Annotated in this window: 16 protein-coding genes; 14 read left to right on the top strand and 2 right to left on the bottom strand. The window is 63.0% G+C overall.

Annotated features, from left to right (window positions below):
* Positions 1–11 precede the first annotated feature (11 nt).
* The gene (locus tag HX783_RS29235) at positions 12–392 is read left to right on the top strand and encodes a hypothetical protein (RefSeq protein WP_159957609.1); all 381 of its coding nucleotides are present in this window, start codon (positions 12–14) and stop codon (positions 390–392) included.
* A 134-nt stretch (positions 393–526) separates the two neighbouring features.
* Here HX783_RS29235 and HX783_RS29230 read toward each other — a convergent pair whose 3' ends face one another.
* Positions 527–1,291 (bottom strand): tetratricopeptide repeat protein, encoded by a 765-nt coding sequence (locus HX783_RS29230; protein WP_177019173.1) that lies wholly within the window; start codon positions 1,289–1,291, stop codon positions 527–529.
* A 48-nt stretch (positions 1,292–1,339) separates the two neighbouring features.
* Between HX783_RS29230 and HX783_RS29225 the strand changes: the two genes are divergently transcribed.
* From HX783_RS29225 to HX783_RS29165, 13 genes are all read left to right on the top strand, one after another.
* Complete coding sequence (locus tag HX783_RS29225; RefSeq protein ID WP_177019172.1) at positions 1,340–1,903, top strand: type III secretion protein; 564 nt, start codon at positions 1,340–1,342, stop codon at positions 1,901–1,903.
* A gap of 12 nt (positions 1,904–1,915) precedes the next feature.
* Positions 1,916–2,149, top strand: a complete 234-nt coding sequence (locus tag HX783_RS29220) for a hypothetical protein (RefSeq protein ID WP_159957603.1) — start codon at positions 1,916–1,918, stop codon at positions 2,147–2,149.
* A gap of 9 nt (positions 2,150–2,158) precedes the next feature.
* A complete protein-coding gene (locus HX783_RS29215; RefSeq protein WP_016969163.1) occupies positions 2,159–2,593 on the top strand; it encodes a hypothetical protein in 435 nt (144 codons plus the stop codon).
* Positions 2,594–2,597: 4 nt separating this feature from the next.
* Positions 2,598–3,380 carry a type III secretion system inner membrane ring lipoprotein SctJ gene (gene sctJ, locus HX783_RS29210; RefSeq protein WP_159957599.1) on the top strand — a complete coding sequence of 261 codons (783 nt, stop codon included), beginning with the start codon at positions 2,598–2,600 and terminating at the stop codon, positions 3,378–3,380.
* Positions 3,377–3,994, top strand: a complete 618-nt coding sequence (locus HX783_RS29205) for a type III secretion protein (RefSeq protein ID WP_177019171.1) — start codon at positions 3,377–3,379, stop codon at positions 3,992–3,994. The genes sctJ and HX783_RS29205 overlap by 4 nt, the downstream gene beginning before the upstream one ends.
* The gene (locus tag HX783_RS29200) at positions 3,987–4,571 is read left to right on the top strand and encodes a FliH/SctL family protein (protein WP_177019170.1); all 585 of its coding nucleotides are present in this window, start codon (positions 3,987–3,989) and stop codon (positions 4,569–4,571) included. Before HX783_RS29205 ends, HX783_RS29200 begins: the two co-directional genes overlap by 8 nt.
* Complete coding sequence (locus HX783_RS29195) at positions 4,568–5,890, top strand: FliI/YscN family ATPase (protein WP_177019169.1); 1,323 nt, start codon at positions 4,568–4,570, stop codon at positions 5,888–5,890. Before HX783_RS29200 ends, HX783_RS29195 begins: the two co-directional genes overlap by 4 nt.
* 187 nt (positions 5,891–6,077) lie before the next feature.
* Positions 6,078–6,524, top strand: a complete 447-nt coding sequence (locus tag HX783_RS29190) for a hypothetical protein (protein ID WP_177019168.1) — start codon at positions 6,078–6,080, stop codon at positions 6,522–6,524.
* Positions 6,521–7,522, top strand: coding sequence for a FliM/FliN family flagellar motor switch protein (locus HX783_RS29185; protein ID WP_177019167.1), 1,002 nt, complete (start codon positions 6,521–6,523; stop codon positions 7,520–7,522). Before HX783_RS29190 ends, HX783_RS29185 begins: the two co-directional genes overlap by 4 nt.
* Positions 7,519–8,172 carry a type III secretion system export apparatus subunit SctR gene (sctR, locus tag HX783_RS29180; protein ID WP_017137580.1) on the top strand — a complete coding sequence of 218 codons (654 nt, stop codon included), beginning with the start codon at positions 7,519–7,521 and terminating at the stop codon, positions 8,170–8,172. Before HX783_RS29185 ends, sctR begins: the two co-directional genes overlap by 4 nt.
* 10 nt (positions 8,173–8,182) lie before the next feature.
* A complete protein-coding gene (locus HX783_RS29175) occupies positions 8,183–8,452 on the top strand; it encodes an EscS/YscS/HrcS family type III secretion system export apparatus protein (protein ID WP_016969171.1) in 270 nt (89 codons plus the stop codon).
* 6 nt (positions 8,453–8,458) lie between these two features.
* Positions 8,459–9,271, top strand: a complete 813-nt coding sequence (gene sctT, locus HX783_RS29170; protein ID WP_159957587.1) for a type III secretion system export apparatus subunit SctT — start codon at positions 8,459–8,461, stop codon at positions 9,269–9,271.
* A 3-nt stretch (positions 9,272–9,274) separates the two neighbouring features.
* Positions 9,275–10,321, top strand: coding sequence for an EscU/YscU/HrcU family type III secretion system export apparatus switch protein (locus tag HX783_RS29165; RefSeq protein WP_159957585.1), 1,047 nt, complete (start codon positions 9,275–9,277; stop codon positions 10,319–10,321).
* A 132-nt stretch (positions 10,322–10,453) separates the two neighbouring features.
* On the opposite strand, the gene HX783_RS29160 is transcribed toward HX783_RS29165, so the two are convergent.
* Entirely contained in the window at positions 10,454–13,981 is a 3,528-nt protein-coding gene (locus tag HX783_RS29160; protein WP_177019166.1) for a hypothetical protein, read from the bottom strand.
* Positions 13,982–14,214 lie beyond the last annotated feature (233 nt).

The raw sequence follows: 14,214 nt of genomic DNA, 5'->3' as shown, positions 1-14,214 counted from the left end.
GGGGGCCTGCGATGACTGCTTTGCGTGTGTTGATGCTGTTGCCCCTGGCGTTGGTGGGCTGCCAGACCCATTTGGCGCCGGTGTATTACGCGCCGGAATACCGCGCGGATGGTTTGCCGAGCCAATGCCAGCAGCCGCCGGCCAAGGATGCAATCGGGCTGGACGAAGATTTCAAACCGACCTTGCCGTTGGGCTGTGCGAACAATTTGAATTTGATGCAGATGGTTGAGCGCAAGCAGGACCTGACCCAAGGCCGCGCCACCGGCCCGGCCATGGCCGCCCCCGTCGGTCGCGCCGCCCAGGTCTACATCGAAGGCTTCGACCGCGAGCAACTGCAGCGGCGCAAAGATCAGCAAGAAGCCAAAGCCGGCGCGACCGGAGGCCAACAATGACCAAAGGCACGCCAATGATCGCAATGATCGTTCCCACGCTCCGCGTGGGAATGCCTCTTGTGACGCTCCGCGTCACGCCTCGGAACGCAAAACGACCCGGCCTGAATTCCCACGCAGAGCGTGGGAACGATCAGTCAGCGCGGGTCCACCAACCCCAATTCCTTCGCCTGCGCCACCGGATCACTGATCGCCTTGATCCGCTTGGCCTCCACCACCAAACGCGCGCGCTCAGCCGCCGGAATATCATCCAACGGCAACCCGGCAACCTTTTGTTCAAAGCCCGCCAACACCATCACCAACAACTCATTGCGCTGATGCCGTGGCAAAGCACGGGGCGACTGAGTCACCGGGGCAATGGTCTCCAGCGCCTGCTGCGACTGCCCGCCAAGCGCATAAGCCAGGGCCAGATTGCAACGGCTGTCGAGGTCATCCGCCTGCAAACTCAGGCTTTTAGCGAACGCCGTTTGGGCCGCGACGGCCTGGCCATTCAGCACCTGGGCGATGCCCAAGCGGGTATAGGCGACCGGCAAGTGATTGATCTCGGCAGCCTGCCCCAAAGCGGTCACCGCGCGTTGGGTCTTGCCCAATTGCAATTGCGCGGTGCCCAGGCCGAGCAGGGCGTCGGCGTTATGGGCGTCGAAACCCAGGGCCTGCTGGAAGGCGCGTTCGGCGCCCAGCGCGTCCTTGGCGTCGAGCTTGGCCTGACCGAGTTTGAGCCACAGGTCGATGCCAGCGCCCGGTTGCTGGGCGGCGCGCTCGTACAGCGCGGCCGCGCTGCTGTAGTCGCCGCGTTTGCTCAGGTCGTTGGCCAGTTGCAGGGACTTGTCGGTATCGGTCGCAGGTTTGCTGGAACAGGCCGCCAACAGCAGGGTACTGGCGAGCAGAAAATTCTTGGTCATCGTCACAACTCGTCGGGCGAAGGCGGACGTCATGTAAGCATATTTTTGATGGCCGTCCTATGCCTGTTCAACGCCGGTTTGGCCAACGCCGCCGAAGAGCCCGCCTGGTTCTCCCAGCCCTACGCCTACGTGCTGGTCGATCAGGATGTACGCAGTGCCCTGGAAGAATTCGGCCACAACCTCGACGTGCCGCTGGTGCTCTCGGACAAGGTGCGCGGCAAGGCTCGCAGCACCATTCGCGCCGCCACTGCCGGTGAATTCCTGCAGACCCTGTGCAGCACCAACGGCCTGACCTGGTACTTCGACGGCAACCTGCTGTACCTCAATGCCAGCGACGAAATCAGCACCAAGCTGTTCAAGGCCAACGCGCTCAACCTCGACCAGTTGCAGGCCTACCTGAACACCCTCGACGTGTTCGGCCAGCAGTTGTCGATGCGCAATGGCCCCGAGGGCGATGAAGTGTTTGTTTCCGGCCCACCGCCGTACCTGGCGTTGGTGCAACAGCATGTCGATCACCTGCAACCCAACGTCGTGGCCGCCCCGGTGGCGCGCGAGCATGGCGTGCGGGTGTTCCGTGGCGCCCAAGTCAGTACCGAAACCCCAACCCAGTAAAGGAGCAGCACCATGTCCGTAACGGCCGTAGACAGCAACCTCGCCCCCGGTGGCGCCAGCCCTGAAGCCAAGTTCAACGCGGCGGTGGATAACGCCAAGGCCGCCGACAAACCCTCGGACACCAGCGACGCCGAGTTCAACGATGCGCTGATCACCCAGGCGGTCACCATCGGCGGCCAGTTCATCATCATGCCGAAGATGCAGGAACTGCTGAACGACGCCATGTCCGATGACGACGACGAGTAGGGAGCCCCTATGACTATCAGTCTCGCTGCCGGCGCTTCGGCTTTGCCGCCGTCCGCCGGTGCGGGGCCCGCCGGGGCCTCGCAGAACCTGTTCGAGCACATGGCCAATACCGCCAAGGGCATGCCCGAAGGCGCCAGCCCGCACCAGATCGGCTCGGGCCTGATGGAGCGCATGAACAGTTTCATCGACCGCACCCGGGCGTTTTCCGAGCGCGCCGATGTGCTTACCAATAACCCGTCGGCACCGCCACCGGCCTCGGCGGAGATCCGCACGGCGAGTGCGTCGCCCCAAGGCGAGCCGGGCAAGAAAGTCGGCGAACAGCAGGTCGACCAGATCGTGCACTCGCTGGGCAAGATGTTCGATTACTCCATCGAAACCCAGATGGTGGTGCGCGGCGCGACGCAGATTTCCGGTTCCGCCAATACGTTGCTCAAGGGTCAATAACGCCATGCCAAGCCCAAACCGCGCCTTGCGCCTGTTGCTGATCGGCTTGCTCGCCAGCCTCTTGCAGGCGTGCAACACCGACCTCTACACCAACCTCAGCGAGCGCGATGCCAACGCCATGGTCGCGGTGCTGCTGCGCGGTGGCATCCCGGCGGAGCGCAAGACCCAGGACAACGGCCAGCTTAAAGTGGTGGTCGATGAGGAGCGCTTTGCCGAAGCCATGACCCTGCTCGACAACGCCGGCCTGCCGCAGCAGAGCTTTTCCAACATGGGCGAGGTGTTCAAGGGCAATGGCCTGGTGTCGTCGCCGGTGCAGGAGCGCGCGCAGATGATCTACGCGCTGAGCGAAGAGCTGTCGCACTCGGTGTCGCAGATCGACGGCATCGTCGCCGCCCGTGTGCACGTGGTGTTGCCCGACAACGACTTGCTCAAGCGCGTGATTTCGCCGTCGTCGGCCTCGGTGCTGGTGCGTTACGACCCGGGCACCGACATCAATACGCTGATCCCGCAGATCAAGACCCTGGTCGCCAACGGCATTTCCGGCCTCAGCTACGACGGCGTGTCAGTGACCGCGATCAAGGCCGCCGTGGCCATCAGCCAGAACCCGGCACAGCCTCGGCTGGCGCGTTTTATGGGTCTGTGGTTGCTGGAAGACAACCTCGCCCAGGCCCGCATCATGTTTGGCGGCTTGCTGCTGATCGCCCTTGGCGCGCTCGGCGTATTGGCCCGCCAGCAGTGGGCGCGGCGCCAATCCCAGGCGTTGTATGTGCTCAAGGAGGGTGAATGAGTTTGTTTGAACGCTGGCAGCGGCTGATCGCCGCGCCGCTGCAGTTCGTGCGCGCGCCAAGCCTGGGCGCGTGTTTTGCTGATGACCTGCCGGACGACGTGCTGCACGCGATGCAAAACCAGCCGCGTTTTCGCCAGCGCCTGGAACAACTGCTGGTCAACCACTATCAACTGGCGCCACTGGCATACCTGGTGACGCCCTTGGCGGCCGACCTGCCGGTGTTGCTGCTGTCGCCGGCGCAATTTGCGCGCTTGCCGAGGTTGTGCGGCGCCATCTGGCACGCCTCGACCTTGAGCCGCGAGATTCGCCGCGACGTGGTCAATGAACTGCGCGAAGGCCTGGGCGCCGAGGTCTTCAGCCAGGCGCTGGCCTTGCGACAACTGGGCGGAGCCGCGGATTTGCTGCGCGAGCCTGCGGAGCTGATCGACGCCATCGACCGCGATGGCCAGGGCTGCGTGGCGGCCTGGCTGCACGCCCAGCAGGCCGATTTGCAGGGCTGGATGCGCTTGCGTTTCGCCTTCCCCCAGGGCCACAGCGCACGGCTGCCGCGCGACCTGGAGATCGTCCAGGCCGCCGCCGCCGCCCTGATGGCCGAGGATAAAACCGATGAGTGAATTACCCAGCCGTCCCACCGCACGCATCCTGCGTGCCGAAGAAGCCGCGCTGTGGACCGACGGTTTTGCCTTTTTGCAGGCCGCCAAGGATCAGGCCGAGCAGGTCAAGGCCGACAGCGACCAGTGGCTGCAAGCCGCGCGCGCCGAGGGCTTTGAAACGGCGCGGCAAGAAGGCGCGGAGCAAGTCGCGCAGTTGCTGGTGCAAACCCAGTCCCAAGTGCAGCACTACCTGAGCAGCCTGGAGGCGTCCCTGGCCGATCTGGCCCTGGGCATCGTGCGCGAGGTGTTGGGTGAACTGGACAACGCCGAGCGCGTGGTGCGCTGCACCCGTCAGGCCTTGAGCGCCTTTCGTCAGGACCAGGCGCTGACCCTGTGGGTGCCGCCTGCCGAGGTTGAGGCCTTGCGCCAACGCCTCAAGCACGAAGGCCTGGCAATTGCCGTGGACGCCGATGAACAACTGAGTGCCGGCCAGGCGCGTCTCAACAGCCCGGCCGGCTCCGTCGAACTGGGCCTGGAAGCGCAATTGCAAAGCCTGCGCCGCAGCCTGTTGCCGTTCGCCGAAGAGGGCGTGGCATGAACCTCGAGCAGTTGCTGCCGCGCCTGACTGAGCGCTTGGCCCAGGCGCGCATACGACCGATGCACGGCTCCGTGTTGAGCATCCGTGGTGTGCTGCTGCGCGCCAGTGTCGCCGGCGCAAGCATCGGTGAACTGTGCCAGCTGCGCGACCCTGGCAGCGGCCGCAGCTTGAGCGCCGAGGTGATCGGTTTTGATGGCGACGAGGCGATCCTGTCGCCCATCGGCTCCATGGAAGGCCTGTCGACCCGCACGCAAATCACCGCCACCGGCGAAACCCTGGGCGTGGCGGTGGGCGATGCGCAACTCGGGCGGGTGATCAGCCCGATGGGTGATTTCCTCGACGGCGACGGCATCCCGCCGACCCTTGCCTTGCAGCGCTACCCGCTGCACGCCGAGCCGCCGGCGCCGTTTTCGCGGCAACTGATTGTGCGTTCGATGGCGCTGGGTATTCGCTCCATCGACGGTTTGCTGACCTTGGCCCAGGGCCAACGCATGGGCATTTTTGGTGAGCCGGGCGTGGGCAAGTCGTCGCTGCTCGCGAGCATCATCCGCAACAGCGAAGCCGATGTGATTGTGATCGGCCTGATCGGCGAGCGCGGTCGGGAAGTGCGCGAATTGCTCGACGTGCAACTCGACGCCCAGGCCCGCGCGCGGACGGTGGCGGTGGTGGCGACGTCTGATCGCCCGGCGGCCGAGCGCGTGCGTGCGGCGTTTGTCGCCACCACTCTGGCCGAGTACCACCGCGACCAGGGCCGCAATGTACTGCTGTTGATGGACAGCCTGACGCGCTTTGCCCGCGCCCAGCGTGAAATCGGCCTGGCGGTGGGCGAACCGCCTACCCGCCGCGGTTACCCGCCGTCGTTCTTCTCGGCCTTGCCGCGCCTGCTGGAGCGCGCCGGCCCCGGCCCCACCGGCAGCATCACCGCGCTGTACACCGTGCTCACCGAAGGCGACGCCGCCAGTGATCCGGTGGCCGAGGAAGCACGTTCGATCCTCGACGGGCATATCGCCCTCAGCGCCGAACTGGCCCAGCGCAACTATTTCCCGGCGGTGGATGTATTACGCAGCCGCAGCCGCTTGATGGAGCAGGTCGCGGGTGAAGAACACAAACGCCTGGCCATGCGCATTCGTGAACTGATGGCGCGCTACGGCGAAATCGAAATGCTCATCCGCGTGGGCGAGTACTCCGCCGGCAGCGACCCGCTGGCCGACGAAGCCATCAACCGCCACGCGGCCATCGAAGCATTCCTGCGCCAGAACGCCGACGAACCGAGCAGCCTGGACCAGACCTTGGTCCGCATGCGCCAGGTGCTGGCATGAGATCAATGAACAACAGTGAACTTCAGTCCCATACAAAACCCTGTGGGAGCTGGCTTGCCTGCGATAGCGGTCTATCAGTCACACAAGGGCAAGCTGACCCACCGCCATCGCAGGCAAGCCAGCTCCCACCTTTGATTTTCATGGATCTAAAGATTGTCACGCAGGCTTAAGGAAGGAGTGACCCCCAATGAAAACTGACCAACTACGCACCCTGCAAACCCTGCGGGTGCTGCGTGAACAACGCGCCGCCAGCCAACTGGCCGCCCAACAGCAACGCTGCGCGCAAACCCACGGCGTATTGAACGACGCCAAGGAACAACTGCGCCTGCACCGTGAGGCGATTGCCGAAGAGGCGCGGCAGGTGTATGCGTCCCTCACCGAAGGCTTGTCGGTGGCCAGTTGGCAGGCGGCCCAGGACCGTTTGCGCGGCCTGTCGGATGACCAGCAACTGCTGGAAAACGACGTGACCCACGTGTCCACCACCCTGCAAAGCCAGGAGCGCGAGCGCGACCTGTTTCGCCAGGAACGCCTGAACCGTCAGCGCCAGTCCGAAGCCTGGCAAAGCCTGCTGGACGGACGCGAAAGCGCTGAGCGCCGCGTCGGTGAGTTGCGCGACGAAGGCACCGGCACATGATCGCAGCCCTTGCCGACCCTCTGGCGCCGTGGCTGACGCACTACGACCCGGCGTTGCTGGATTTGCATAACCAACTGCACCGGCGCCGACGCGCCTGGCAGGGTCGCTGCGCCGGGCAAGACCTGCGCGTGAGTTGGGCCGCTGAGCCGCACAGCCTCAACGCCCCACGCGATGTGCTGCTGTTGCTCGGCCGCGCGCCGGTGCGCCTGCGTTTGTCGACGGCCGCACTGGAACAGGTGCTGGTGCCGTTGGCGCTGCAATTCGACGTGCAGCTGTTGCCCTCGCTGCCGCGTTCGTTGCTGCTGGAACTGGCAGTACTCGACCTGATCGAGAGCCTGGAACCGTTGCTTGGCCACCCGGTGCAGTTGCTCGAAGCCAAAGACGACCCGCGCACGTTTGCCGTGAGCCTGGCGCTTGAACTGACCTTCGGCAATCAACCCGCCATGGGCGCGCAGCTGGACCTGAGTGAAGGCGCCGCCGTGCTGGTGGCGCAGTTGCTCACGCAATACGGCCAGGTCGAGCCCGACCCTCTGCCCGCGCTGCGCCAGACCCTGGCGGTGCTGGCGGGGCAGCAGTGGCTGAGCCTCGGTGAGTTGCGCAGCCTGCGCCCCGGCGATGTGCTGATGCTGGAACACGACGCAGGCTTGCTGCTGGACCTGGACGGGCGCTTGCAGGCCCGCTGCCAATACCAGGGTGAAGCCTTGCGGTTGCAAGAAGAATTGAAAGCGCCCCTTTTGCACATGGAGAACACAATGACTGATGTGGATGCGGCTGCGGCCCTGGATGACTTGCCGCTCAAACTGGTGTGCCAGGTCGGCAGCCTGGAATTGAGCCTGGCGCAATTGCGGGAGCTGGGCGCAGGCAGTCTGTTGCAGCTCAACACCCAAAGCGTGGACAGCGTCGACCTGATGGTCAACGGGCGCCGCGTCGGGCAGGGCCAACTGGTGAAAATCGGTGACGGCCTGGGTGTGCGCCTGCTGAGTTTCGCCACCCCATGACCGGTTATCAGCCGAACCTGATCGAGATCATCCTGGTCGTTGCAACGATCGGGCTGATCCCGTTGGCGGTGGTCACCCTCACCGGGTTCATGAAGATTTCGGTGGTGCTGTTCCTGATCCGCAACGCCCTTGGCGTGCAGCAAACCCCGCCGAACCTGGTGCTGTATGGCATCGCGCTGATCCTGTCGGTGTACGTGACCACGCCGCTGATTGGCGACATGTACCGCCAGGTGGAGGGGCGCGACCTCAACATCGAGCATGTCGAGCAACTCAAGGACCTGGGCGATGCGCTACGCCCGCCGCTGCAGGCGCATTTGAAGCGCTTTGCGAATGAGTCCGAGCGCGGCTTTTTTGTGCAGGCCACCGAGACCATCTGGTCGCCGGAAGCCCGCGCCGACCTGCGTGACGATGACCTGGTGGTGCTGATCCCGGCGTTTGTCAGTTCGGAACTGACCCGCGCCTTCGAGATCGGCTTTCTGCTCTACATCCCGTTCCTGGTGGTGGACTTGCTGGTGTCCAACGTGCTGATGGCGATGGGCATGTCGATGGTGTCGCCGAACCTGATTTCGATCCCGCTGAAGATCTTTTTATTCGTGTCGCTGAGTGGCTGGTCGCGCTTGATGCACGGTTTGATTCTGAGTTACGGCTGAGGCACGACCCATGGGCCAGGACGTTTTCCTGTCATTGATGAAACAGGCACTGATGACCGTGCTGATGCTCTCGGCACCGGCGCTGGGCGTGGCGATTATCGTGGGCTTGAGCGTGGGGCTGTTCCAGGCGCTGACGCAGATCCAGGACCAGACCTTGCCCCAGGTGGTGAAGCTGGTGGCGGTGTTGTTGACCATCGTATTTCTCGGCCCGGTCCTCGCCGGGCAAGTCGCGGAGCTGGGCGGCCAGGTGCTGGACAATTTCCCCATGTGGACGCGCTGACCGCCCATGGATGCCAGCCTTACCGCGCAGTTTCTTGAAGTCGCCTACCCGGTGATCAGCGCCGCCTCGCTCGCCGCCTGCCGCGCGATGGGCGTGGTGGTGATCACCCCGGCGTTTAACCGCCTGGGCCTCACCGGCATGATTCGCGGCTGCGTGGCCGTGGCCATCTCAATCCCGATGTTCTTTCCGGTGTTCGACGCACTGACCCATATGCCCGAACACGGCAGCGTGTTTATCGCCGGGTTGCTGATCAAGGAGTTCCTGATCGGCATCCTGATCGGCCTGTTGTTCGGCATCCCGTTCTGGGCGGCGGAAGTGGCGGGGGAGTTGATCGACCTGCAACGCGGCTCGACCATGGCGCAATTGGTCGACCCGTTATCGTCCGGCGAGTCCAGCGTGATGGCGACCTTGCTCACGGTGATGCTGATCACGCTGTTCTTCATGTCTGGTGGTTTTATCTTGATGGTCGACGGCTATTACCACAGCTACCAGTTATGGCCGGTGACCTCCTTCACCCCGGTGTTCGCCAGCTCCGCGTTGCTCGCGGTGTTGTCGATCCTCGACCAGATCATGCGCGTCGGCGTGCTGATGGTTTCACCCTTGCTGATTTCGCTGTTGATCACCGACTTGATGCTCGCCTACCTGTCGCGGATGGCGCCCAACCTGCATATTTTCGACTTGTCGCTGCCGGTGAAAAACCTGTTTTTCAGTATCTTGATGGTCATCTATATCGGCTTCCTGATCCCGTTGATGCTCGACCAACTGGCGGAATTTCGCGGCACCGTCGAACTGCTCAAAACCCTGGCGGGCATGGAGTAGCCCGTGGCCGATACCAGCGAAGAGAAATCCCAGCCGGCCACGGACAAGAAACTCAAGGACGCGCGCCAGAAAGGCCAGGTCGCCAAGAGCCAGGACCTGGTGTCGGGCATGGTCATCTTGTTCTGCACATTGTGCATTTCCATCCTCGCACCACGGGCCAAGGCCCAGGTCACGGCGCTGATCGACCTCACCGCGCAAATCTACATCGAGCCGTTCGCTACAGTGTGGCCACGGGTACTCGACCATGCCGAGCAACTGGTGATCAGCATCACCTTGCCGGTGATGGCGGTGACCACCGGCGTGGTGATCCTGACCAATATCATCACCATGCGCGGCTTTGTGTTCTCGGTCGACCCGATCAAGCCGGAGTTCAAGCGCATCAACCCGGCGGAGGGCATGAAAAAGATCTTTGCCTTGCGCAACCTGGTGGAGTTCATCAAGGGCCTGATCAAGGTTCATGTGCTGGCGATTGCGTTTTACGTGATTGGCAAGCATGCGTTGCAGGCGCTGATGGAGTCGTCACGCTGTGGTGCGGAGTGCATGGAGTCGACGTTTTTCCTGGTGCTCAAGCCGCTGGTGTTTACCGTGTTGTGCGCCTTCATCCTGGTGGGCGCGGTGGACGTGATCATGCAGCGCTGGCTGTTCGGCCGCGACATGAAAATGACCCGCAGCGAAACCAAGCGCGAACGCAAGGACATCGACGGCGATCCGCTGATCAAGAGCGAACGGCGCCGCCAGCGCAATGAAATGCAGGCACTGGCGACCAAGCTGGGGTTGGGCCGGGCGTCGATGATGATCGGCACCACCGATGGCTGGGTGATTGGCGTGCGTTATGTGCGCGGTGAGACGCCAGTGCCGGTGATCGTGTGCCGGGCGTCGCCGGAGGAGGCGTTGTTGATGTTGCAGGAGGCTTACGATTTGGGTATTCCGCATGCGCCGGATAAAACCCTGGCCACTGAAATTGCCCGTAAGACCGTGCCCGGTGACCCCGTGCCGGACGCCTCATTCCAGGCCGTGGCGGATTGGCTGGTCGCCGCCCGCCTGATCTGACCCAACACAACTCCAAATGTGGGAGCGGGCTTGCTCGCGAAAGCGGTGAATCAGTCGCCAGATAAGTTGACTGATCTACCGCCTTCGCGAGCAAGCCCGCTCCCACATTGGTTCTGTATTGCTTCAGTAATCTCAGCCGTTATCTACATCGTGATACGGGCCACCATACCCATCGCCCACGCGCCAGATAATGTCGTGGTTGTCATTGGTCCATTCCGACGGTTTCAGTGAATACTTGTAGTCCTCGGAATTACGGTTATTCCCATCACCGATATAGTCCGGGTGATCACGCCGATGATCGCCGCCACGAATGCTCGAGCGCGCGTCCCATTCTTCCTTGCGGAAATCAAAGATGCTCTGGTCCTGCGGCGCATCGCGCTGGCCCCAGTCGGACAGGTAGGTCTGCAGCCACACATAGGCTTCATCGCCATTGGGCTTGAGCAGCCCATCCTGCTTGAAGTCCTGGATCTGGTCCCAGTTCTGCATCGAGATCTTGTGCAGCTTGTGCGACTGAATGGTGCTCAGGATCGCGCCGACAAACGACAGCGCGCCGGAGATCAGGAAGCCCACCGGCCCCAGGAACGGAATGATGCGCCCGGTCACGCCAAGGGTGGTGAGTACACCGCCGCCAGCTGCCACCAGGCTGCTGACGCCACCGGCCATCGACAGCGAACCGGAGGCGATTTTCACCGGGTCTTTTTCGCGCACGCCATCGCGCAGGGTGAAGGCGGCCTGGACCACGCTGATCACGCCGCCCGCCACGTCGGTGGCCATGCCGATCACCTTGATCGCGCTGCTGGCGAACTTGGCGCCAAAGCCGGCACCGGCCACGCCGCCACGGCTGGCGATGCCTTTTTCAATGCCTTCCTGCACCTTCTTCGCGCCTTCGTCGCTCCAGCCGCCGCTGTTGAGCACCTTGCCCACGTCCTTGCCGTCGTCCATGGCCTGGTCGACGAGGTCGAAGTACTTTTTCTGGATGGCTTCGGCGTCTTTGGGCAGGGCGTGGTAGCCCTCGCCAGGCTTGGCCCACAGGTCGGGCAGGGAGCGGTCGAAGCCCATCAGTTTGTAGGCGTTGGTGCCGCGCAGTTTGTCGTAGACCTTAAGGCCCAAGGTGGCGAAGTGCGAGCCGGTGCCGAGGAAGCCGAGGAAGTCGTTGGCGATGCCCAGGCGCTTCATCGGCGTGTCCGCCAGCTTGCCGCCCTGGCCCGCCAGTTGGTAGACGATACGGCCCATGCCGATGGCGCCGCCGACCGAGCCGAGTACGCCATTGTCTTTGAGGAAGGTCAGGTTCTTCACGAATGAGCTGCGGTTTTCTTCGCTGAGGCTCGGCATGATTTCCTTGCTCACCGCGTGCTCGATATCGCTGAAGCTGATCACGCCGTTCTTCTGCCAGGTGTCGCCCAACGAAATCATCGCCTTGCCGAAGTCGGCGGCGGCGCCTTTGTCCTTGAGCAACTGGTCGACGAACTTCGAGTACACCCCGAGCGCCTGGCGCGGCAGGCCGTCGGCGCCGCCCTTGAGCATCGACAGGATCGCCAGGGTGTTGTCGGTGGTGGCCAGGGCGGTGTTGTCGTCGCTGATCTTGCTCGGGTCGTCCATCAGCTTTTCAACGGAATCGGTGTAGCCGTCGATCTGCAGGTTTTGCAGGAAGTTGTCGGCCTTGGCCGGGTCCATGTCGGCCAGGGCGGTGTAGGCGGTCTGGATTTCCTGGGTGGCCAGTTCGGTCTTGCCGTCGTCCTGCAGGGCTTTTATGTATTTGGTGAAGTTCTCTGAGGAGGTGCTGTCCACCAGCTTCTGGCGGGTTTCATCGACCTTGGCCTGGCCGCCGTCGACCTTGCCCAGGGCCGCGTCGTGGTTGGCCTTGATGTCGGCCTGGATGGTCGAGTCACCGAGCAATTCGCTGATGGTCTTGTCGATAGACTGGGTGTCGAAAATATTGTCGCGCACATCGCGCGAGGTCACGTCGATTGGCGTGGTCGCAATGCCCTGGTTGCCGAAACCGTGTTCGGGAATGATCGACATGCCGTTGTCGGCCATGCTCTTGGCTTCCACGGCGCGCAGGAACTTGGCGCGCGGGTCGTCCTTGCCGATGCTGCCGTCCTTGACCCCGGCGCGGTAGCTGTCCACCAGGGTTTTCATCGACAGGTCCTGCACCGACAGCGGGTTGCCGCTGTCATCTTTTTCGGTGGTGGTGAGGCTGTCGACAGACACGTCCTTGAGCGGCGGCAGGCCGTTGTCGGCGCGTAATTTGTCGACATCGGTGGTCTGCTGCGCGATATCGGTGCGGTAGCTGGAAATCTGCTCGAACATCTGCGGGTTGCTGTCTTCGCTGACGACGATTTTTTCTTCGCTGCCACCGGGTTTGTGCTGGGTGAAGGCGATCAGGCCGGGGCCATAATCACCGACGCCGCCGACGCTCATGATGTCTTCGGTGGACGCCAGGTAAGCGTCCGGCCCGGCCAGGCTGTAGCCGTCGCCCTTGGCTTTCTCGATGCCGGCCAGGGTCTGGCCCTTGGTGGTATAGGCGGCGAAGGCTGCGGGGGTAATGTCCTTGGACACCACCAGCAGTTTGCCGTCGGCCCCGTTGACCACCAGGATGCCGTCCATGGGCGCGTCGACTTTACTGATGTCGCTGAGCTTGAGGCTGGCCTCATCCTTGCGCAGCAGTTCCTGGCCGGGCAGGGATTGGGCGTTCTTGATGTAGTCGAACGCCTGCGAGCCTTCGGCGGCGTGCACGGCGTGCAGGAAGTTGTAGAACGGCGTGCCGGCGTTGGGGCTGGGGTTGCTGAGGTCGGCGCCGGGCTGCGGCAGCGCGGCCTCGGACTGGCTGATCATGTATTTCTTGCCTTGGTGTTCGAACAGGATCACGCCGGACTTGGGGTCTTCGGACACGACTTTGAGTTGGCTGAAATCCAGGTCGCCGGGCAGGCTGGTGACTTCTTCGTAACCTTTGGCCTTGCCGTCGGCGAGGGCTTCCTTGGTCACGCCTGCGCTGTTGTAGCTGGCGAAGGCCTGGGGTGTGAGTGCTTCGGATATCACCAGGGTCTGGCCGTTTTCGAGGCTGACCTTGACCACGCCTTCTTTGGCTTCGCCCACCGATTTGATGTTGGCCAGGCGCACGCCGGGGTCGTCTTCGCGCAGCAGCTGTTGGTCGGGGTTGCTCAGGGCTTCACGGATTTCTTTGCCGGCGGGTGTGCCTTGGGTTTCGGCGAGTGTGTGCAGCAGGTCGTAGAGCGGTGTGCCTTCGTCCGGGCCGCCCTGGTTGACGGGGGCGACTGCGTGGCCGAAGTGCAGGCCTTTGAGGGTGTCGAAACCTTCCTGGACTTTTTCGGCGCTTTCGCGGGTGATCTTGAGCTTGCTGCCGTCTTGTTCGAAGTAGATGACGCCGGTGTCTTTGTCTTCGGACACGATGTGGAGTTTGTCGATGTCGAGTTTGGCGGGCAGGGCGGTGACTTCCTTGTAGTCGTCGGGTTTGATTTCGCTGGGGGGTTTCAGGCCTTCGCCGGGGGTTTTGGCGAGGATTTTGGGTTTGAAGGTTTTGTCGCCCGACCCGGCGGCTGCCAGGGTTTTGGCCTTGTTGAGCAGAGCGTCGAAGAGGCGCTCGGGGGCTTTGGTTTCGCCTGCGTGGGGGGCGGTGGCTGTGTCGGGTCGGTTGATCATTTTTCAGTCCATGTGAGGGGGCTCGCTAGGGCTGGATAGTAGGCGTTGGTGGGGTGTGAAAATGGGGTTTTGGGTGAGATCGCACAAGCTTTCACAGGTGTGAAATGGGGGGGTATGTGGTTTTGGGTGTGAGTGTATATCCGTTATTTAGGTAACGGCGGCTTATGGTTCCGCTCTTACAGCGGGTCACTTTTTGAGGGACCAAAAAGTAACCAAAAAGTCCTCGCCCCACC

The sequence above is a fragment of the Pseudomonas sp. D2002 genome, assembly GCF_013385735.1.
GTDB lineage: Bacteria > Pseudomonadota > Gammaproteobacteria > Pseudomonadales > Pseudomonadaceae > Aquipseudomonas.
The sequence above is the reverse complement of the archived record's forward strand: the minus strand, read 5'-3'. Positions and strand labels throughout refer to the sequence as shown.